Origin of the sequence: Paenibacillus massiliensis 2301065 = DSM 16942, from assembly GCF_000377505.1 — a bacterium.
GTDB classification, from domain to species: Bacteria; Bacillota; Bacilli; order Paenibacillales; family Paenibacillaceae; genus Paenibacillus; species Paenibacillus massiliensis.
The window spans coordinates 22098-38174 of record NZ_KB898186.1; the positions used below are offsets into that span (position 1 = coordinate 22098).

Annotated in this window: 18 protein-coding genes and 1 tRNA gene; 16 read left to right on the forward strand and 3 right to left on the reverse strand. The window is 45.6% G+C overall.

The window, feature by feature from the left end:
* Positions 1-24 precede the first annotated feature (24 nt).
* The 4 genes from noc to D328_RS0104060 all read left to right on the forward strand — a co-directional run bounded on the left by noc (position 25) and on the right by D328_RS0104060 (position 3559).
* Positions 25-843, forward strand: coding sequence for a nucleoid occlusion protein (gene noc, locus D328_RS0104045; RefSeq protein ID WP_018883677.1), 819 nt, complete (start codon positions 25-27; stop codon positions 841-843).
* A 236-nt stretch (positions 844-1079) separates the two neighbouring features.
* Positions 1080-1841 (forward strand): ParA family protein, encoded by a 762-nt coding sequence (locus D328_RS0104050; RefSeq protein WP_018883678.1) that lies wholly within the window; start codon positions 1080-1082, stop codon positions 1839-1841.
* Complete coding sequence (locus D328_RS0104055; protein WP_018883679.1) at positions 1834-2676, forward strand: ParB/RepB/Spo0J family partition protein; 843 nt, start codon at positions 1834-1836, stop codon at positions 2674-2676. The genes D328_RS0104050 and D328_RS0104055 overlap by 8 nt, the downstream gene beginning before the upstream one ends.
* A gap of 361 nt (positions 2677-3037) precedes the next feature.
* Entirely contained in the window at positions 3038-3559 is a 522-nt protein-coding gene (locus D328_RS0104060; RefSeq protein ID WP_018883680.1) for a DUF4446 family protein, read from the forward strand.
* On the opposite strand, the gene yyaC is transcribed toward D328_RS0104060, so the two are convergent.
* Positions 3510-4115, reverse strand: a complete 606-nt coding sequence (gene yyaC, locus D328_RS0104065; protein WP_018883681.1) for a spore protease YyaC — start codon at positions 4113-4115, stop codon at positions 3510-3512. The two genes, D328_RS0104060 and yyaC, sit on opposite strands and share 50 nt — an antisense overlap.
* 315 nt (positions 4116-4430) lie before the next feature.
* Between yyaC and D328_RS0104070 the strand changes: the two genes are divergently transcribed.
* The 3 genes from D328_RS0104070 to D328_RS0104080 all read left to right on the forward strand — a co-directional run bounded on the left by D328_RS0104070 (position 4431) and on the right by D328_RS0104080 (position 5806).
* Positions 4431-5291 carry a mechanosensitive ion channel family protein gene (locus D328_RS0104070; protein ID WP_051091100.1) on the forward strand — a complete coding sequence of 287 codons (861 nt, stop codon included), beginning with the start codon at positions 4431-4433 and terminating at the stop codon, positions 5289-5291.
* Positions 5292-5423: 132 nt separating this feature from the next.
* Positions 5424-5642 carry a DUF951 domain-containing protein gene (locus D328_RS0104075; RefSeq protein WP_025681302.1) on the forward strand — a complete coding sequence of 73 codons (219 nt, stop codon included), beginning with the start codon at positions 5424-5426 and terminating at the stop codon, positions 5640-5642.
* Positions 5643-5715: 73 nt separating this feature from the next.
* Positions 5716-5806: transfer RNA gene (locus D328_RS0104080), tRNA-Ser, on the forward strand.
* A gap of 306 nt (positions 5807-6112) precedes the next feature.
* Here the strand turns inward: D328_RS0104080 and D328_RS0104085 are convergent.
* Both D328_RS0104085 and D328_RS0104090 read right to left on the reverse strand, forming a co-directional pair.
* On the reverse strand, positions 6113-6430 hold the full coding sequence (locus D328_RS0104085) for a hypothetical protein (RefSeq protein ID WP_018883684.1): 318 nt from the start codon (positions 6428-6430) through the stop codon (positions 6113-6115).
* A 381-nt stretch (positions 6431-6811) separates the two neighbouring features.
* A complete protein-coding gene (locus D328_RS0104090; RefSeq protein ID WP_018883685.1) occupies positions 6812-7006 on the reverse strand; it encodes a YjzC family protein in 195 nt (64 codons plus the stop codon).
* Between the two features lie 381 nt (positions 7007-7387).
* On the opposite strand from D328_RS0104090, the gene rpsF reads away from it, so the two are divergent.
* From rpsF to D328_RS0104135, 9 genes are all read left to right on the forward strand, one after another.
* Positions 7388-7675 carry a 30S ribosomal protein S6 gene (gene rpsF / locus D328_RS0104095; protein WP_018883686.1) on the forward strand — a complete coding sequence of 96 codons (288 nt, stop codon included), beginning with the start codon at positions 7388-7390 and terminating at the stop codon, positions 7673-7675.
* A gap of 50 nt (positions 7676-7725) precedes the next feature.
* Positions 7726-8205, forward strand: a complete 480-nt coding sequence (gene ssb, locus D328_RS0104100; RefSeq protein ID WP_018883687.1) for a single-stranded DNA-binding protein — start codon at positions 7726-7728, stop codon at positions 8203-8205.
* 21 nt (positions 8206-8226) lie between these two features.
* Positions 8227-8496 (forward strand): 30S ribosomal protein S18, encoded by a 270-nt coding sequence (rpsR, locus tag D328_RS0104105; RefSeq protein WP_018883688.1) that lies wholly within the window; start codon positions 8227-8229, stop codon positions 8494-8496.
* Positions 8497-9136: 640 nt separating this feature from the next.
* The gene (locus D328_RS0104110; RefSeq protein ID WP_018883689.1) at positions 9137-10876 is read left to right on the forward strand and encodes an ABC transporter substrate-binding protein; all 1740 of its coding nucleotides are present in this window, start codon (positions 9137-9139) and stop codon (positions 10874-10876) included.
* Positions 10877-10944: 68 nt separating this feature from the next.
* A complete protein-coding gene (locus D328_RS0104115; protein ID WP_018883690.1) occupies positions 10945-11907 on the forward strand; it encodes an ABC transporter permease in 963 nt (320 codons plus the stop codon).
* Positions 11908-11951: 44 nt separating this feature from the next.
* Positions 11952-12878: an oligopeptide ABC transporter permease gene (gene opp4C, locus D328_RS0104120; protein WP_018883691.1), complete on the forward strand. Its 927-nt coding sequence runs from the start codon at positions 11952-11954 to the stop codon at positions 12876-12878.
* A gap of 14 nt (positions 12879-12892) precedes the next feature.
* On the forward strand, positions 12893-13876 hold the full coding sequence (locus D328_RS0104125) for an ABC transporter ATP-binding protein (RefSeq protein ID WP_018883692.1): 984 nt from the start codon (positions 12893-12895) through the stop codon (positions 13874-13876).
* Positions 13873-14841 carry an ABC transporter ATP-binding protein gene (locus D328_RS0104130; protein WP_018883693.1) on the forward strand — a complete coding sequence of 323 codons (969 nt, stop codon included), beginning with the start codon at positions 13873-13875 and terminating at the stop codon, positions 14839-14841. Before D328_RS0104125 ends, D328_RS0104130 begins: the two co-directional genes overlap by 4 nt.
* 259 nt (positions 14842-15100) lie before the next feature.
* Positions 15101-16063 (forward strand): D-alanyl-D-alanine carboxypeptidase family protein, encoded by a 963-nt coding sequence (locus D328_RS0104135; RefSeq protein ID WP_018883694.1) that lies wholly within the window; start codon positions 15101-15103, stop codon positions 16061-16063.
* Positions 16064-16077: the final 14 nt, after the last annotated feature.

A 16077-nucleotide genomic window follows, 5' to 3' on the forward strand; every position in this document is an offset into this window, starting at 1 on the left:
TGAAATTAGGTGGTATTATACGGAATGAAAGAACAATTTTCTAAGCTATTTGGTTTCTCGGAGCGTGTAAGCGGAGATGAAGTGAAGAACATTCCGATCCATGACATTGTCAGCAGTCCATTTCAGCCTAGGACGATTTTTGACGATGACAAGATTGACGAGCTGTGCCAGACGATTAAGACACATGGAATTATTCAGCCCATTGTGGTCCGTGCCCGAGATCAACATTATGAGATTATAGCAGGTGAACGTCGTTGGCGTGCGGTGACCAAGCTGGGAATGGAGAGCATTCCAGCAATCGTGCGTGATTTTAATGATTCACAGGCCGCTTCCATTGCTCTCATTGAGAATTTGCAAAGAGAAGGGCTTACTTCGATCGAAGAGGCTGTTGCTTATCAGAAGCTGATTGATCTGCATCAATTGACTCAGGAGAGCCTTGCTCAGCGTCTGGGTAAAAGCCAATCGACGATTGCCAATAAAATACGTCTGCTCCAGCTTCCAGATGGGGTTAAGACGGCTCTGATGGAGCGTAGTATTACTGAGCGTCATGCCAGAGCTCTGCTGTCATTAGAAACAGAAGAATTACAACTTAAGGTACTGGCAGAGGTAATCAGCAAAGAACTGAATGTGAAGCAGACAGAAGCCAGAGTGGCCTTTTATAAAGAAGCATCCAAGATTAAAAAAGCCAAGCGCGTATCCTTTACGAAGGACGTGCGGCTGGCCCTGAACACAATCAGACAGTCCATCGATATGATTACTGGCTCGGGAATGGACATCAAGACAAAAGAATCAGATAATGAAGATCACTACGAGATCGTTATCCATATTCCAAAGCGTAAATAATGTAGTTGAAGCGTCAAGCGGCAGCGTTGCCGCTTTTTCTGTCTCGTGAGACTGTATTCTCCGTAGTAACGATGAACTCCGGGAATAAGGTACAGTGGAAGTTGTTGATCAGGTTCAGTTAATATAGTAGAAGAGGTTAGCTGTATTGTAGCTGCATTCATTAAAATGTAACTATGTATAGCAATCTCAGAATCTATCAGAATAAGACCCCTTTAATAAATTATGAGGTGAACGAATTGGCCAAAATTATAGCCATAGCGAATCAAAAGGGCGGGGTAGGTAAGACGACTACTTCCGTGAATTTGGGCGCTGGACTTGCTTCCCTCGGCAAGCGGGTACTGCTTGTGGATATTGATCCGCAAGGGAACACCACAAGCGGGGTTGGAATCAATAAAGCGGATGTGCCTAACTGTATATATGATGTGCTCATTAATGAAGTCCATCCTAGTGAGGCCATAGCGCCTACGCAGGTGGAAGGATTGCATATTATTCCGGCTACCATTCAATTGGCTGGTGCTGAGATCGAGTTGGTACCAACCATTTCCCGTGAGCTTCGGCTGAAAAAGTCTCTGCAGCTCGTTAAAGACAACTACGATTATATATTAATTGACTGTCCGCCATCCCTTGGGATTCTTACGCTGAATTCGCTGACGGCATCCAATTCTGTCATTATTCCTATCCAATGTGAGTATTATGCTTTGGAGGGGCTGAGTCAGCTGCTTAATACGGTTCGCTTGGTACAAAAACACTTGAATACTGGCCTCCAGATTGAGGGTGTGCTGTTGACGATGTTTGATGCGCGGACGAATCTTGGCATACAGGTCATTGAAGAGGTCAAGAAGTATTTCCAAAGCAAGGTGTATCAGACCATCATTCCTCGTAACGTAAGACTCAGTGAAGCACCTTCACATGGACAATCGATTATTACGTATGATCCTCGCTCACGTGGGGCAGAAGTATACATTGAGTTGGCAAAGGAAGTGGATGCAAATGAGTAAGAGACTGGGTAAAGGTCTGGATGCACTGATACCTTCACTTGCTGTCAATGATGACGATAAAGTTGTAGACATTCCGCTGAATCAGTTACGAGCGAATCCGTATCAGCCACGGAAGGTATTTGAAGAAGAGGCAATTAAGGAACTGGCGGAGTCCATCCGTCAGCATGGGGTCATCCAACCTATTATTGTCCGCAGTGTGCTCAAAGGCTATGAGATTATAGCAGGTGAGAGACGATTCCGTGCTTCTCAATATTGCGGTAATACGACGATACCTGCAGTGGTGCGGAGTTTTTCTGACCAACAGGTAATGGAGATTGCTCTTATTGAGAACCTGCAACGTGAGAACCTCAACGCGATGGAGATCGCCGTTGCCTACCAAGGATTGATGGAGCAATTTTCCTTGACTCAAGAAGAGCTTTCATTAAAGGTGGGGAAATCAAGATCTCATATTGCTAACTTCCTGAGGTTGTTGTCGTTACCAGAAGAAGTGAAAGATTATGTTTCACGTGGAACATTGTCAATGGGACATGCACGGGCATTAGTATCGGTCAAGAATGAGGAGACGCTCAAAGCACTTGCTCAGCAATCGATTGATTTGCAATGGAGTGTACGCGAGCTAGAAGAGGCTGTTCAGCAACTGGATCGGAAAGCTGATGATACGAAGAGCAAACCGAAGCAAAAGAAGAAGGACCCATTCATTGAAAATGTTGAAGAATCATTACGAGATCGATTCAAGACGACTGTTCGTATTAAGCATAACAAGGACAAGGGTAAGATTGAATTGAACTATTATAGCCAACAGGATCTTGAACGACTGCTTGAGTTACTTCAATAAATGTTAGTAGGTCAGGAGAGGATATACTTTTCTGTATACACCTCTTTATGTCCGGTGATTCTTGAAAACCATTGTAAGTTAATTCTATGCAATACGTAATAAATGGTTGGCGAGGTAAGGCGTGAAATAACCTGAAATAGCAAATACTCAAAATGATGGAGTAAGCTTAGAAGAAATCATCATCAATTCGACCAATGACAGAATCAGAGCAAGCAGAGACTCACACCATACCCGAGAAGTAAAAGTGAAAATGAAAAACAGACCATAAAGAATGAGCAGGAGCATAAAGGGATTGCATAAATGATTCATAATCCATGCTTTGCCATTACAATCAAAATGTACAGGGGAGTAGGAGCAATACATGGTCGAATTAAACGGACTAATTGCGGAGCAGCTGGCTGCTTTGATGGCGGGGATATTTCTCGTTTTACTGATCCTCATCATTGTAGTCATCGTCCAAGGGGCCAAGCTCAAAGGAATGCGACGCAGATATCAGCAAATGATGGCAGGTAGCGGAGTCGACAATCTGGAATCATTGCTGATTGATCTGAAGGTTCAGATGGATGGGATTGAGGATGAGCAGGAGAAAAATCGGGCTCTGATGCACACCATCCAAGGTAGAATGAAAGGCCTGAAAGGGAATATTGGAGTCAAAAGATACAACGCTCTTGGAGAGCACGGTGGAGACCTGAGCTTCTCCCTGGCCATTCTGGATGAGCATCGGGATGGTATGGTGTTGACCGGGATTTACAACCGAGATGGCTCTTACGTATATGCCAAGGCTGTAAAAGGGGGAAGCTCCTCCCATATGCTCTCCCCCGAAGAAAATGAAGCTATTGCTCTTGCGCAGTCAACAGTGCATAGTGATAGTTCCACTCCTTGATCGCTGTATATAGGCTATTTGAAATAACATCAGCAAGCTTCATTACCAGATTCAAGCGAGTGTTCTGAAGTACAAAGTATTCCATAAAACCGCCGACGTTCACGATGCCCGTAAGATGGATATCGCCAACCGGCGGTAATTCTTTATTTACCCCTGCTCCCGGACGAAGAGGCCCTTCTGTGACCTGTATGCATCCTACACTGGAGCTCTGGCCTAGACAAGCATCAATCCCGATCACGTAGGGGTTATGATGCTGTTGGCTGATCTGGTCGAGTGTGCTTTGTAAATTAATCGCGTGTACAGGCTCATCAAGTGTACCGTACAAGTGAAATAGAGGCGAATGGAGCTTGCTTAGGCTCGTTCCGACAAGAGGACCTAACGAATCGCCAGTAGAGCGGTCTGTACCTACACAGACAACGACCAGATTCATATTGCGGGCCTGATGCAAATAGAAGAGCAGACGATGCACAAGGATGGACTGGATATCAGGGTCTGAGTACAAGACCTTCAGGTTGGCCGCTTCATAGTTACCTGTAGATTGGGGAGGACGATTCATGAGATCTTCCTTTCGTAGCTTAGTGTGTCAGCATAATGCAGACGATATAGTAGTAACTAGTATATGGAAGTAATCTTCTTTTTATACTTTATGAATCAAGAGAATTCATAGATCGGCTCCCGAAGGGATTATCCTGGGAAAGAGCCGCATTCCAGGGAACTTATAATCATGCTTGGGACGTGAGAAGAGTGAAAGGAATGAAAAGGGGTAAATGATATAGATAATAATGTACATTACTGTAGAAGAGGTCACGGCTAGAGGAGGAGATCATGTGTGGTAAGGCTGTTAAATGAGAATAGTGGGGCAGAGGATATTATGAAAGATGCGGCCTTATGGAAGCAGCAAATCTGGGCATGGCTGACCGATACTGGAATGTGGACCGGAACGGCCTATACCATACTGAAGATTGTTATTATTATCTTGATTACCCGCATTGGTATACGCTTGATGTATAGGTTGATTGACCGCACGATGGAGCAGCGAAAGACGCGCAAAATTATGGTCAACTCCAGAAGAATGACGACTATAGGCGAGCTCCTCAAAAATGTCATTACTGTCGTGTTCAATTTCCTACTGATCATGCTTGTGCTATCCCAACTGGGCATTAATCTGGCTCCACTTATTGCCGGTGCAGGCGTTATTGGACTCGCGGTCGGTTTTGGTGCACAGAGCTTGGTGAAGGATATTATTACGGGCTTCTTTATTATTTTCGAGGATCAATTTGCTGTAGGTGATGTAGTTGAGACTGGAGCCTATAAAGGGACTGTAGAACTCATTGGATTGCGGACGACCCGATTGATTGGCTGGCGGGGTGAGGTGTATATTATACCGAATGGTATGATTACAGCTGTCACGAACTACTCTATGTCCAACTCTCTTGCTGTCGTTGATCTACCCGTGAAGGCAGAGCGTACTCTGCAGGAGACGGTAAATATGGTCAATCAGGCTCTGGAAGGTATAGAGGATCGGAATCCACTGGTTATCTCAGAACCTGAAGTGCTGGGGGTACAGTCGATGAGCACCTCCGAATATATTATTCGTATCGTAGCAGAATGCCAGCCAAATACGAGATCTGAGGTGGAGCGTGACATCATCACTGAGGTGAAAAAGTCAGTGGAGCAGGAGGAAGCGACGAGACAGGCATTGCTGGAGCAGGCAGCCTCCAGAGAACAGTGAGAAAGCCAATTGCAGTAAAGCATGCTATTTCGAGAAATGAATAGACTGAGCTTTGCTTTGGCAGATATGATAAAGATATAAGCAAGTATTAGAGCAAGGCTGAAGCAGGTGATTAAAGGGGGAGTCATGGAGATGGAGCGCAAGACCTTCCAATTGGGAGATATCGTACAAATGAAGAAGCAGCACCCTTGTGGGAGCAATGAGATGGAGATCATCCGAATGGGTATGGATATACGCATTAAATGTGTAGGCTGCAAGCATAGTGTACTCATTCCACGTCTGAAATTTGAAAAAAATATGCGGAAGGTGCTGCGCTCAGCTGGGGCCGAAGAGGGGCCAACCCCCTCCTAATGCGTGTTGTAGGAATTCTTTAGAGGGACATCTTGAACCGAACCCATATATGTGATACAATAAACCTTGCTGCGGAAAGGTACCCAAGAGGTCCAAGGGGGCTGACTCGAAATCAGTTAGGCGTCGCAAGGCGTGCGTGGGTTCGAATCCCACTCTTTCCGCCATTTCTGCTTATACATGCTTGATCGGATATAATCCTCTTGCACTCGACAGAGTTCAGGAGGATTTTTTGCATATATATATATGATTACGTTAGCCTTACGCGTAGTATATGGATATAGAAGCAAATATTAATGAGTGGCCGTGTATACAATTCAAAACTAGATACTCGGTTCTCAGGCAATGAGAAACCCCTTGCTCGGCTTGCTGCTGAACAAGGGGTTATTGGTATTTATCTATGAATACATAATGAAAGGATCTCTTCAGGTGAGATAAGGCTCTCTAAGCTACGTAAAAGACCGCTCCACCTATTAGAATGGGTTAGGTGGGTAAGAGTAGCGCTCAGTTCGCTTGGCTCCGGTAATCATGCACAGAATGGCTGTAATAAGGTGCAATAGCCAGCCGAGAACAGGAATCCATGCGATTGCAGAGGTAATTATACCGAATACAGAGCCATAGATGGGCTCCTGGTTGCGAAGTGAGAGAATGACTGTAATCAGATGAAGGACGAACATGAAGCCGAGAGCCGAGTAAGAAGTACCAATTACAATGGACCCGCCAATGATGGGGATGGCAAGAATTAGCTCCAGAACGCCTGAGATCCATTTTAATACTCGGGACACGCTCATAGCATTTACCTCCAATGGAATAGGATCATTAGTTCAACAGGTATAGTCTATCAGAACTAACCAGAACAATCCAGATAACTGGTGTGAGGAAAAAAATAGAAAAAGGAGAAACCCTAAGGCTTCTCCTCTTCGGCAGTGCATTAATGGATTGATCTTTCCTTATCATCACGAACCCAGTGTATTGCTAGGCAATACTTGCGCTTACAGAACTAATGTCCTCGGCACAATCTGTTGCTCTCTAATGTCCGGGGCTGATCTCCCAACAGTCTGTCCGGCTACGTCATCCAACGGAACCACACCTCTCTGCTGCACTGCCTGATAATAATATGCACGCGCTTGCGATGTTTTATACATTACTCTAAAAAAATGTTTTGAGTGGACTTAGTGAACACGTGCCTTGGTCTTCTTTTTCCATTTTCGATTATGGTTAGTGGTCTCAGGGAAGGTATCTCCCTTGAGAAGATGCACATGTTGTGGGTTCTGAATCTCGGTATGGAAGCTCTTCTCACCGACCTCCATATAATATCCGTCATTTGGTGCTTTGTCGCCAGGCTCAAACTCGGTTTTTTCACCCATAGTTGCAATCCTCCTTCGTCAAATAGGCTTCTTGCTGGACAGATAATGTCCGAGCGAATATATTGTGTGCTACTGTCCCGGGAAACATGTGCCTGCGTCTACAGGAGAGTCAGTATGGGGAAAAGAGGGGGAGCCGACGTAAGCAAGTGCAGCATTCATCTAAAGATGAAAGTATCAAATTAGAAAGTAAGTAAAAGAAATTAGAAAGTAAGGATAAGAAATTAGAAGGCGAGCAAAAGGAAATAAAGCAGAGACAAGGAAATTAGGAGTTTTCCTTGCAATAGTAGTATCCTTTTGATATAATATTTCAGTGCGAGTTTGTGCTCGTTCCTTGCTCTCAACTGAGATTGAGGGCCTTAAGTCCATAAGGAGGTGTAAAGAATGCGCAAATACGAAGTGATGTACATTATTCGCCCTGACATTGAACAAGAAGCTGTTCAAGCGGCAGTCGAAAAATTCCAAGGCATCATCTCCAACGGCGGTGGCGAAATTACCAAGCATGATGTGATCGGTAAGCGCCGTCTTGCGTATGAGATCAAGAAGTTTCGTGATGGTTCCTTTGTTCTTGTTAACTTCACAGCTGAACCAGCTGTAGTTACTGAGATGGAGCGTCAAATGAAAATTTCTGACGATGTAATTCGTTATCTCATTACGAACGACGTAGCTTAATTCACATTCTGTGATGTAATTATGCACAACGTACAAAGGAGGGGATTGGATTGTTGAATCGTGTTATTCTGATCGGTCGGTTAACCAAAGATCCAGAGCTGAGATATACACCGGCAGGTGTCGCTGTTACTCAATTCACTTTGGCTGTAGACCGTCCGTTTACAAGTCAAGGCGGGGAACGGGAAGCGGATTTTATTCCGGTTGTCACCTGGCGCCAGCTTGCGGAGACCTGCGCTAACTATCTTCGTAAAGGTCGACTAACGGCTGTTGAAGGCCGAATTCAGGTAAGAAATTATGAGAATAATGAAGGTAAGCGTGTATACGTGACTGAAATTATTGCTGATAATGTTCGCTTCCTGGAGTCGAACCGTGACGGTGGAAATGGTGAAGGCGGTCGTCAAGAGTCCTCATCTTCATATGGGGGCGGCGGCAACCAACGTGGGAACTATAACAACGCTCGCAGCAATCAGGATCCTTTTTCCGATGACGGAAAGCCGATTGATATATCGGACGATGATTTGCCATTTTAGAACGGAAAGGACTGACAAAGAATGGGCTTCAGACAAAGAGAAGGCGGAGACGACAACAAAAGACCAGCTCGTCGCGGTCGCAACAAACGTCGTAAAGTATGTTTCTTCACTGTGAACAAAATTACTCACATTGACTATAAAGATACAGATCTGCTCAAAAAATTCATCAGCGAGCGCGGCAAAATTTTGCCACGTCGTGTGACTGGAACTAGCGCGAAATATCAGCGTATGCTGACAATCGCTGTTAAGCGTTCCCGTCAAATCGCTCTGCTTCCTTACACTACTGAGTAGTAATTAGGGGCTACAGAAAAGGGACATTCTCTTCGGAGAGTGTCCTTTTTTTGTTAGGTAAGTACTTTGGAAAAAATAACAGTCTTAAGGAAAAGCTTGACAACTCTAGCATTGCGATGTAACGTGTTACTAACACATTTTTATTCCATTACTATCCAACTTCTCTGTATCATCCAGAAATAGCTTTGTTATTCAATTTTTTTGCTGATGAAATTCAAAGCCTTCAATTGTGATTCCCCACAACATGATGCAATTCCTACAGTAGCAGATCCAATATTATCAGACCATATACCTGATCAAGTATAGCTCCATTTACCAGATCACAATAATACGTCAATATCATGTTATAATAGTTAACTTTACATAGCTATATTGTGGCATTTATTTGTTACTGAGTATGATTTTTTGTTACTAACTCTTGATAAACAAATGAAAACATAACATTAATATTTCATTATAAAGAATTAAAGTTAATTAATGAGAGAAATAAAATATATTGACGTAATGTTAAGTGACATTGTAATATGGTTGATAATTCATTGGGATAATTTGTGAGCGAGAATAACAATTTATTGACCAATGGTTTATTTTTAAGGGATTACTATCAAGTCCAAAGCTAGGTAAAGAGGGGGATGAATCTGTGGTAAAAGTAAAGAGCTGGTATGGAACATGCATATTGATTCTGGTGTTAGGTCTGGTATTAGGTGCTTGTGGTGGAGGAAGCGGAACAGATACGACTGATCCAGCTGCGGAATCACCGCCTGCCGAGACGCAGACGTCTACAGAGGAAGCTAGTGAAGGGATATTTGAAGCTGAAGATATGTCATTGAACCCAGCTGCCGCACAACAGCGTACAGATACAATTATTGTTGGAATGACGGCTCCTAAGGGAGTGTTCAACTGGTTATTCTATCAGACCTCCTATGATAACTATGTGAACCGTCTCATCTTCGATACGCTTCTGGAAGTAGATGTAGATGGTACGTTCAAGGAAAGTCTGGCTGAGAAGGTAGATGTATCTGAGGATGGGCTCAAGTATACATTCCACCTCAAGCCAGGTGTGAAGTATAGTGATGGTACGCCCGTGACGATGAATGACTATCTTTTCGTCATGAAGGTTTTGCATGACCCTGCATATGATGGAGAGCATGACATGCTGTCGATTAATATTGCAGGTGGTAAAGAATACTTCGAGGGGAATGCACAGGATATCTCAGGCATCAAGATTATTGATGAGCTGACGGCTGAGGTGACTGTAACCGAGCCAAATGCGGCTACACGCGATGTATTGGGTGATGTAGTACTCATACCTGAATCCTACTACGGCAAAGACTACAAGAAAGGAAGTCTTGATAGCATCAAAGCACTAAGTGACAAGCCAATTGGCTCTGGTCAATATATTCTTAAGCAATATGTGCCTGGACAACAGGTTGTGTTGGAAGCGAATCCGGATTACTTCAGGGGAGCTCCAAAGACAAAGAATGTCATCTATAAGACAACTACTGACGGAACAAATCTGTCCATGCTTCAGACGGGTGAGACAGATATGGATAATGTCACGGTGACCGAGGACAATGTAGAAGAACTGAAGAGTTTTGGTTTCTTGAATGTGCATATCATGCCGACGAACGGCTATGGATATATAGCTTTTAACCACAAGGATGAGAAATTCCAGGATTTGAAGGTGCGCCAAGCACTGACAATTGGCCTGAATCGGGAGGAGATCGTGCAAGGCGTATACGGGCCTTATGCAAATGTCATTAATATTCCTCAATCCACCGAATCTTGGGCTTATACAACTGAGGGTGTTGAAAAGTATGAGTTCGACATGGAGAAGGCTAAGCAACTACTGGATGAGGCTGGCTGGACGGTCGGAGCTGACGGTATCCGTGAGAAGGATGGCAAGAAGTTCAAGATCAACTTCTCTGCAACAGCGGATAATCCAGTAGTAGATTCGCTGCTACCGATCATGACGAACAATTACAAGGAGCTGGGCATTGATCTGGCTGCAGAGACGTTAGACTTCAATGCCATTATGGATAAAAAAGATACAGGGAACTTCGAAATGTTCTTCGCTGCATGGAGCCTGACGCCTGATCCAGATACAACGGTCTATATTACGAATGGGGCGCAAAATGATATTGGATACTCCAATGCCAAGGTTGACGAGCTGACGCTGGCAGCGAAGAAGGAACTGGATCATGAGAAGCGCAAGGCTCTGTATGCTGAGCTGTACCAAGAGATTAACAAGGATGTACCAGTAATCTTCATGTACCAGCGCCGGGATATGTGGCCAATCAACGGCAGATTGTCTGGTTTCGAACTGTCGCCGTTCAAGGATTTTATGTACAGCATGTATAGCGTATCGACTGCACAATAAGTGACGTTCATATATGCTCAGCTCTATTCAGGGCTGGGCATATCATTTATCTTCCAGGAGGAATCCGCATGAAGCAGTATATCGCTCGAAGGCTGCTGCAAATGATCCCCACGCTCCTTGGCATATCCATTATCATTTTTGCTATCTCAGCCCTGGTACCTGGTGACTACATCACAGGAAAAGGCAACCCGAACATGACCGCTGAGAAAGAAGCGCAGCTTCGTCATATTTACGGGCTGGATAAGCCTGACTATCAGCGCTATTTCATCTGGGCTGGCAATATGCTGAAGGGAAATTTTGGAGAATCCATGCAGCATAAGCAGCCGGTCACCAAAGTCATTAACAATTATGTCTGGAACTCCTTCCTGATCGCCTTCTTCAGTCTGATCTTTAGCTGGATTATTGCGGTCTTCATAGGTGTGTTCTCAGCCAAGTTCCAGTACTCCTTATTTGATAAACTGGCCACACTCTTTATCTTCTTATGTATGTCTCTTCCCTCCTTCTTTATTGGACTATTATTTATCAAAATATTCGCGCTGGATCTAGGAATGTTCCCGGTAGGTGGGATGACGACGGCGGGAATCACCAACAATACATGGGAGCATATCGTCGATATTATTAATCATATGTTCCTGCCTGTACTCATTCTGACGATGCTTAGCACAGGAAGCCTTACCCGCTACTTCCGTACAGGAATGCTAGAGGTCATTCGCCAGGACTATATCCGAACTGCTCGTGCGAAGGGACTGAAGGAACGGACGGTCATCTTCAAGCATGCGCTTCGTAATGCACTGATCCCGGCAATCACCTTGCTCGGCTTCGAGCTGCCGGCTCTATTCAGCGGTGCGATTATATTGGAAAAGGTATTCGTATGGCCCGGGATTGGTCAGGTCTACCTCGAATCCATCAATATGAGGGACTACCCCTTTATGCTCGGATTCACCGTCTTCTTGGCTGTGCTAACACTGCTGGGGAATCTGTTGTCGGACGTATTATATGGGGTTGCAGATCCACGCATTCGTCTGAAATAGAGGACGACGTATACCTAATCATGAATTAGCAGGAGGGATTCATTTTGTCAGTTGAGACGGTTACCTCAGAAATGAATCAGCAGGTCCCTGTGCGTCGTTCAGAGCTCTCGCCCTGGCGCATCGCATGGAGTCGATTTGCTCGTAATAAACTGGCTGTCATCGGCGCTATTGTTATTATGCTGATGGCTGGAATAAGCATCTTTGGACCCATGATCTCCCCCTATACGGTGAATGACTATGATCTATCACAGAAAAATCTGTCTCCTAACTCAAAATATTGGCTGGGAACCGATAAGCTAGGTCGTGATATTCTACTGCGAACAATGCTTGCAGGCCGAATCTCGTTAATGGTCGGGCTTGTAGCCACCGTCATTTCGGTGGTCATTGGCTCAACCTTGGGCGCTTTGGCAGGTTTTTATCGCAAGAACGTTGATACGATCATCATGCGGATTGCCGATATTTTCATGTCCTTACCGACACTACCACTCCTCATTATCCTGGGAGCCGTGCTTTCTGACCTCAAAATCGACCCATCCAAACGCATTTATTTCTTAATGTTAATTATAGGCGTTCTAAGTTGGACTACGCTTTCTAGATTAGTAAGAGGGCAAATACTTACCCTTCGAGAGCAGGAATTCATGCAAGCAACAGAGGCGCTTGGTCTTCGAGATCGGCGTAAAATTTTCCGTCATCTGCTACCGAACACGATTCCTACCATTATCGTTACGGCGACACTAGGCGTAGCAGGAGCAATTATTACCGAATCAGCCCTAAGCTTCTTGGGGCTTGGCGTTGTTCAGCCGACACCCTCGTGGGGCAACATGATCTCAGCCGCCAATAATCTGATTGATTTCCGCAAACGACCGTGGCTCTGGATTCCTCCGGGCATGTGCATTCTCATCACGGTAGTTGCTATTAATCTGATGGGGGACGGACTTCGGGATGCCCTTGACCCCAAAATGAAGAGATAGACCGGGAGGCCATTATGGAAAATACACTAGTCGAATTTCGAAATCTCAAAACCCACTTTCATACCTCGAGCGGTACGGTCAAAGCTGTGAATGATGTTAGCTTCAAGATCAGAGAGGGGGAGACACTGTGTGTGGTCGGGGAGTCCGGTTGTGGTAAAAGCGTAACCGCGATGACCATGATGAGACTTATTGATTCCCCCCATGTATCGGAGGGCGAGATCTGGTTCGAGGGACGTGAGCTCCTTTCTCTTCATAAGCGGGACATGCAACGGATTCGCGGGAATGATATCTCAATGATCTTCCAGGAGCCGATGTCTTCTCTGAATCCAGTGCTGACGATCGGCGAGCAGATTATGGAGCCATTGCTCATGCATACACTAATGAGCAATAAGGAGGCGAAGGTACGCGCGATTGAGCTGATCAAGCTGGTTGGTATCTCAAGGCCTGACGAAATTTTCCGTTCCTACCCACACGAACTGAGTGGTGGTATGCGTCAGCGCATCATGATTGCGATTGCACTCTGCTGTAATCCTAAGCTGCTCATTGCGGATGAGCCTACCACGGCGCTTGATGTTACGATACAAGCGCAGATTCTTGACCTGATGCGTAATCTGAAGCAGGAGATTAAGACCTCCATTATGCTGATCACGCATGATCTGGGCGTAGTCGCTGAAATGGCAGATTATGTAGTGGTCATGTATGCAGGAAGAGTTATTGAGGAGGCCTCCGTGTATGAGCTGTTCAAAAACCCCAAGCACCCGTATACCCAAGGGCTACTAAAAGCCAAGCCTGTCATCAATCAGAGGAAGGAACGGCTGTATTCTATTCCCGGACAGGTACCGAATCCGATTGATCTGCTGGATAATTGCCATTTTCATGAACGATGTGAGGCTTGCATGCAAATATGCAGGGAAAAGACCCCGCCGCTGCGTACGAAGGAACAGGGACATAAGGTAGCCTGCTGGCTGTACGAGGAGGAAGGGGGAAGCAGACCATGAGTGCAGAAGTCTTGGTTGAAGTGAATCGCCTCAAAAAGTATTTCCCGATTACAGGTGGTGTGTTCCAACGCAAGGTCGGGGATGTGAAGGCTGTAGATGATGTGTCCTTTCAGATATACAAAGGTGAATCCTTCGGACTTGTTGGTGAGTCGGGCTGTGGCAAGAGCACCATCGGACGAACGATATTACGTCTGCTCGACAAGACAGGGGGTGAGGTGCGCTTCAATGGGACAGATATTCATACCTTGCCCAGTGATCAGATTCGCAAGCTGCGCCCACGTATGCAGATTGTATTTCAGGACCCGTTCAGCTCGCTAAATCCACGAATCAAGATTGGTGAAGCTATCGGAGAAGCGCTGTTGGATCATGGATTAATTGACCGCAAGGAGCTGAAGGACAGAGTTATCGAGACGCTCAAAATATGCGGCCTGGCCGAGTATCATTACGACCGTTACCCGCATGAATTCTCAGGTGGTCAGCGTCAGCGGATTGGTATTGCTCGCGCTCTGATCCTGAATCCCGACTTCATCGTAGCCGACGAGCCAGTATCGGCTCTGGATGTGTCGATTCAGGCCCAAATCATTAACTTGCTTAGTGATTTACAGGAGAAGCGCCAGCTGACGTATCTATTTATTTCTCATGATCTGAGTGTGGTAGAGCATCTGTGCTCAAGAATAGGGGTCATGTATCTCGGCTCCATGGTGGAGATGGCTACGACAGATGAGTTGTTCAGCAATCCGTTACATCCGTATACGAAAGCACTACTGTCAGCGGTTCCGATCCCTGATCCTACAATTAAAAGGGAACGGATCGTGCTGCAGGGAGACATCCCAAGCCCGGCGAATCCTCCAACCGGCTGCAAATTTCACACCCGCTGTCCGTTGGCGGCCGACAAGTGCAGGCAGGTTGTGCCCGATTACAGGGATATGGGTGGCCAGCATTACGTAGCCTGCCATTTCGCATAATCATGTGCCGGGTAGATGCCGCTCTACAGCATCTACAGTAATTTATAGCATTCTCGACATCCGCCAGAACGGCGGATGTTTTTGCTTTTGGAAGGACACGGCTCAAGCGAGTTTCTATAAATATTTCGTTATTGTCACCAGATTATGACCGATTTTCAAGGAAAAATTCCCTTGTCCGAAAAAAAAATTAAATTTTTTTTACAAAATTGCAGACCAAAACCCTCTTTAGTTCGTCTAATATATATATGGGGGTTGTGCGATGATGAATAAACGATGGTTCCGCTGGGCTCTGGTGCCCACGCTTATTATATGTGTGTGTATAATCGCTTCACCAGTCATGCTGGTTGGCAAGCCTGATGTAAACGCAAATGCAGCTGTAGTCATGGATATGGAATCCGGCAATATTCTGGTGGATGTGAATGGAGGACAAGCCCTGCCTTCTGCCAGTATGTCCAAGCTTATGACGGAGCTATTGGTGCTGGATGACATCGCTGCAGGCAAATTGAATTGGAATGATGAGGTTCGAATCAGCCGATATGCAAGTACAGTTGGGGGCGTTAACCTGTCATTGCGTTATGGTGAATATATGACGGTAAGCGAGCTCTTCCAGAGCATGGTAGTCTACTCTGCCAATGATGCTGCTGTTGCGATCGCTGAGCATATTGCTGGTTCGGAGGCATCATTCGTACAACGTATGAACGAGCGTGCTAAGGAGATCGGACTCAGTTCACACACATTATTTGTGAATTCTTCAGGAGCAAGCGCACAGGAGCTCGGAGTGAATCATCCGGTAGATATTCATGGCGAGACGCTGATGACAGCCGCAGATACGGCGAGATTGGCCTCCTATCTGATTCAGACACATCCCGAAATTCTGACGACCTCAAGTCGCACACAGCTGGAGTTGAAAGGCAAAGGCTTGTATCTTAGCAACACGAATTGGCTGCTCGCTGCACTTGGGGGGCCCTATTCCTACCAAGGTGCAGATGGACTCAAAGCAGGCTACACGGCAGATGCCGGGTATTGTATTACGGGGACGGCGGAGAAGCATGGCAAACGTCTTGTAGTCGTCATTCTGGGTGCTGCAACCCGGGAGGAGCGATTCGAGGAGACGCGCAAGCTGTTCAATTATGGGTTTGGAGAGAAGGTCTCATTGAAGGATCGATTCCAGAATTGGGCTCACCTAGCCCCGAACTGGCTGGTTGACCTGCAAAGATCGTGAAGAGCAATGATCTG